Source organism: Vibrio sp. V03_P4A6T147 (genome assembly GCF_002241085.1).
Taxonomy (GTDB): domain Bacteria; phylum Pseudomonadota; class Gammaproteobacteria; order Enterobacterales; family Vibrionaceae; genus Vibrio; species Vibrio anguillarum.
The window spans coordinates 1-4,328 of sequence record NZ_NDIO01000403.1; the positions used below are offsets into that span (position 1 = coordinate 1).

A 4,328-nucleotide genomic window follows, 5' to 3' on the forward strand; every position below is an offset into this window, starting at 1 on the left:
GGGTAAACGTTTACCTTTTATGTGTACATAAATATATTTTGTATAAGGTGGTTGGAGTGTGCTATACATTATACAACAAATATTTTTGTATATGAGGCGGCGATGAGTAATCCAGAAATTCGTATCGGGATCAGTGCATGTGTGCTGGGAGAGCAAGTCCGTTTTGATTCTGGCCACAAAGCGAGTGACTTTGTGACCAAAGAGTTAACGAATTATTTCTCTTTCATACCCGTTTGCCCAGAGGTTGCGATTGGCTTAACCGTGCCAAGGCCTACCATTCGCCTGATCTCTCACGAAGAGCGTTTAGCACTGGTTGAAACTAAAGATGAAACCAAAGATTACACGCAAGCCATGTTCGATTTCTCAGAACGAAAAGTTGATGAGCTCGAATTGATGAAATTGTGTGGTTATATCGTTTGTGCGAAATCCCCGACATGTGGCATGGAAAGAGTCAAAGTCTATAAGCATCAGCGAGCGGATAAAGAGGGCGTTGGTCTTTATACCGCCACTTTGATGCGTAAAATGCCGTGGTTGCCTGTAGAGGAAGATGGCCGTTTGCATGATCCAGTGCTTCGCGAAAACTTCATTACGCGTGTCTACTGTTTACATGATTTTTATCAATCGATAGGTGACAACCCGACACCGGGCAAAGTGGTGGCTTTTCATTCACGCTACAAATTGACGTTAATGGCGCATCACCCGCAAGCGTATCGAGAACTCGGCCGTTTGGTGGCTGAAGTCAAGCAGCATCCGCCACAGTATTTTATTGAGCACTATCGCCAAGGGCTAATGGATGCGCTTAAACACAGAGCGAGCCGTAAAAATAACACCAATGTTTTGATGCACATTCAGGGTTATTTCAAACGAGCCTTAAACAAAGAGCAGAAAGTGGAGTTAGCGCAATTGATTGATGACTATCGAACTGGCGAGCTTCCTTTACTTGCGCCTATTACGTTGCTCAAACATTACATAAAAATGTATCCCGATGCTTATCTGCAGCAACAGCACTATTTATCGCCTTATCCACAAACGCTAAGGTTACGTTATGGACTATGAGAACCCACTGACTGAAAACATGATGACTGAAAAATTATACGCTATTCGAGACGTTGCCGAGATGACTGGAGTAAAGCCCGTTACCTTGCGTGCATGGCAGCGCCGCTATCACCTTGTTCAGCCACAGCGCACGGAAAAAGGGCATCGCCTTTATTCACAAGAGGATATTGCGACGATTCGCACTATTCAAGGCTGGCTGGCGAAAGGGGTTTCGATTGGCAAAGTGAGTGCATTGCTCAGTGGCAGTGAAAGTATCATTGATACTTTGGCAAATCATGGCTCAGAGCTTTTAGAGCAAGAACAATTGCTGCAAGCTTTAGTGGATCTCAATAAAGGCAAAGCGGAATCAACCATTGCTACAGTATTGAAAGAGTATCCGTTAGAGATTGTTGAGCAGCAGTTTGTCTTTCCTGTCATCGACACGTTAGAGCGGGTTAAAGGACCGTTGCGCAGTTTGCAAAAAGGGCTTTTTCAGGCACTGATGATAAGCAAGTTGAGCTCGATCATTGAAGCGGAAAACAAAGCGGCAACTAAAGGAAAATGTCTTTGCGTTAATCTTGATCCAACATCGAGCATACTGGCTTGGTTATGGTTCGTGGGAAAGGTGGAAGCTGGGTATAACCTCACTATCTTAGATGGTGTCGAAGATCTTACCGCTCTTGTTGATCATGATGCTTTAGCAAACTACCAACAGGTTGCGCTGTTTGCCAACCGAGCACTAACCGAGCAGCAAGTTCAAGCGTTACGGAAATTGCGTATCTCACTGGGAGATAAGCTTTCGTTGTCAGATGTGGTTGCTCGTCTGCACCATTCGTTAGATTAATCAGTAAGGATGCACAGTGAAATTACTCTGGCTGCGCCGAGATTTACGATCCGTTGATAATACGGCATTACATGCCGCCATTGATGGTGAAGAACCTGTTGTTGCCGTATTCATTGCAACGCCAGCACAGTGGCAAAAACACCATCTTGCTCCGATGCAGGCGGATCTTATTTATCGGCGTTTATTTGAGCTGCAACGTGAACTGCAAGCACTCAATATTGCTCTATTGTATGAGGAAGTCGATGATTACGCTGATGCTGCGCAGCAGATTGCCACTATGGCTAAGCAGCTTAATGCCAGCGCAGTGTTGGTTAATCGCGAGTATGAAATCAATGAGTTGCAGCGTGATGAGATGGCGAGCCAGTTTTGCCTAGAGCGCCAGATCGAGTGGCGAGCATACGACGATAAGTGCATTATTACCCCCGGTTCGGTCAAAAACAAGCAAGGTGATTATTTCAAAGTCTTTACGCCTTTTAAACGAGCGTGGTTATCACAAGCGGCTCTTCCTCAAATTTTACCAACGCCTATTTCTGCACATTATAAACGCATAAAGGATCTTGAGCCGTTGCTGTGGAGCGAACACCGCTCGTTCAGCTATCCACGCATCAGCAGTGATCATTGGGTGGTCGAGTTCGATGCAATTCGCGCTAAATTACGCCAGTTTTGCCGTGATAAGGTACAGAATTACCACCAGCAGCGTGATTTTCCCGCGTTGGATTCGACCAGCGCACTGTCACCTTATCTCGCAATAGGGGCGCTTTCTGCGCGTCAATGTATGGCGCGCCTATACGCTGAATCGCAACATATTGGGTTGTCTGAAGGGGCGCAAACTTGGCTGAGCGAAATTATTTGGCGTGAATTCTATCAGCATCTGATCGGGTTTCGTCCTGATCTCTGTAAGGGAAAAGATTTTGCACCTTGGGGGAAACATGTCTCTTGGTGGGAGAACTCAACGGCCTTTGAACGTTGGCAGCAGGGGCAAACCGGGTTCCCTATTGTCGATGCGGCGATGCGCCAACTCAATAAAACTGGGTGGATGCATAACCGATTAAGGATGGTTGTGGCCAGTTTTCTAACCAAAGATCTGCATATCGATTGGCGACTCGGCGAACAATATTTTATGCAAGTATTAGTGGATGGCGATTACGCCTCCAACAATGGCGGTTGGCAGTGGTGCGCTTCAACAGGGTGTGATGGGCAACCTTATTTTCGAATTTTTAACCCTACCAGCCAAGGGGAACGTTTTGATCCGAAAGGTGATTTTATTCGTCAGTGGGTACCTGAATTGGCTTCGTTGCCAGATAAGTACATCCACACGCCTTGGAAATTCCCTGCCGTCAATTCCTTGTCATATCCCGCGCCAATGGTTGATCATAAAGTAGAAAGAGAGATAACCTTACAGCTCTATAAAGACGCCAAGGATACCTGATCACCATGCTACGCAAGCTACTCTCTTTGTGTTGTTGCTGGGGTGCGCTCAGTGTTAACGCGTTTGCCGCAACTTATGATTTTCCTGCCGAAGGCAGTAGCATGGTTGGCCGAACTCAATATCACGTGATTGAGCAGGGCGAAACCTTAGCGCAAATTGCAAAACAGTACGATGTTGGGTTTTTATCTTTGATGGCGGCTAACAAAGGAATTGACCCATTTTTGCCGCAGCAAGAGTTTGTGCTAACCATTCCGTCACAAATTATTTTACCGCGCGTGGCTTACGAAGGCATCGTCATCAACTTAGCGGAACTGCGGCTCTATTACTTTGAGCCTGAAAAACGCAAAGTGCATATTTTCCCTGTCGGTATTGGCCGTATTGGTCGTGATACGCCCGAAATGGAAACCACTATCAGTCAAAAACGACCGAACCCAACTTGGACACCTCCTCAATCTATCCGCACTGAATATAAAGCGAAAGGTATTGAACTGCCTGCGGTGGTGCCTGCTGGGCCAGATAACCCGCTTGGTGAATACGCGCTTCGTCTCGCTTATGGTGCGGGTGATTATTTGATCCACGGTACCAACAAAGATTTTGGTATTGGTATGAGAGTCAGCTCAGGTTGTATTCGTATGGATCCCAAGGATATTGAATGGCTGTTTAAGCAGGTTCAGCGTGGCGAGAAAGTGAAAGTAATTGATGAGCCGATAAAATTAGCCTTAGAGCCAGACCGAAGCGTATTTCTTGAAGCTCATGAACCTTTAACGCGCAGTAACGGTAGTAAAAAAGAGTTGCAGGTACCGCAAGAACTTCGCTGGTGGTTGGATGAATTTAACAAATCAGATGCGAAAGCGAGAGCGGTGATCTTGGCGCAAAATGGTGTGCCTGTCGAAGTTGTGGCTGCAGATTTTTCAACCTCATTGGAGTAATTAAAGAAGTTGATGAGTTCATTAATGGTGAACCATGTAATAGCAGCAATAAAAAAGGCTTGGATTAACAAGCCTTTTAAGCAATTTCAGC

At 45.9% G+C, this 4,328-nt stretch carries 4 protein-coding genes; all 4 read left to right on the plus strand.

What is annotated here, in order from left to right; translation table 11 throughout:
• The first annotated feature begins 102 nt into the window (after positions 1-102).
• Genes B9J84_RS15265 through B9J84_RS15280 form a run of 4 tightly spaced genes read left to right on the plus strand, consistent with a single transcriptional unit; the run spans position 103 to position 4,237 of the window.
• On the plus strand, positions 103-1,056 hold the full coding sequence (locus tag B9J84_RS15265; RefSeq protein ID WP_026027151.1) for a DUF523 and DUF1722 domain-containing protein: 954 nt from the start codon (positions 103-105) through the stop codon (positions 1,054-1,056).
• Positions 1,046-1,879: a MerR family transcriptional regulator gene (locus B9J84_RS15270; RefSeq protein ID WP_013868370.1), complete on the plus strand. Its 834-nt coding sequence runs from the start codon at positions 1,046-1,048 to the stop codon at positions 1,877-1,879. The genes B9J84_RS15265 and B9J84_RS15270 overlap by 11 nt, the downstream gene beginning before the upstream one ends.
• A gap of 16 nt (positions 1,880-1,895) precedes the next feature.
• Positions 1,896-3,308 (plus strand): deoxyribodipyrimidine photo-lyase, encoded by a 1,413-nt coding sequence (gene phrB / locus B9J84_RS15275; protein ID WP_094124498.1) that lies wholly within the window; start codon positions 1,896-1,898, stop codon positions 3,306-3,308.
• 5 nt (positions 3,309-3,313) lie between these two features.
• Positions 3,314-4,237, plus strand: coding sequence for a L,D-transpeptidase family protein (locus tag B9J84_RS15280; RefSeq protein ID WP_013868372.1), 924 nt, complete (start codon positions 3,314-3,316; stop codon positions 4,235-4,237).
• Positions 4,238-4,328: the final 91 nt, after the last annotated feature.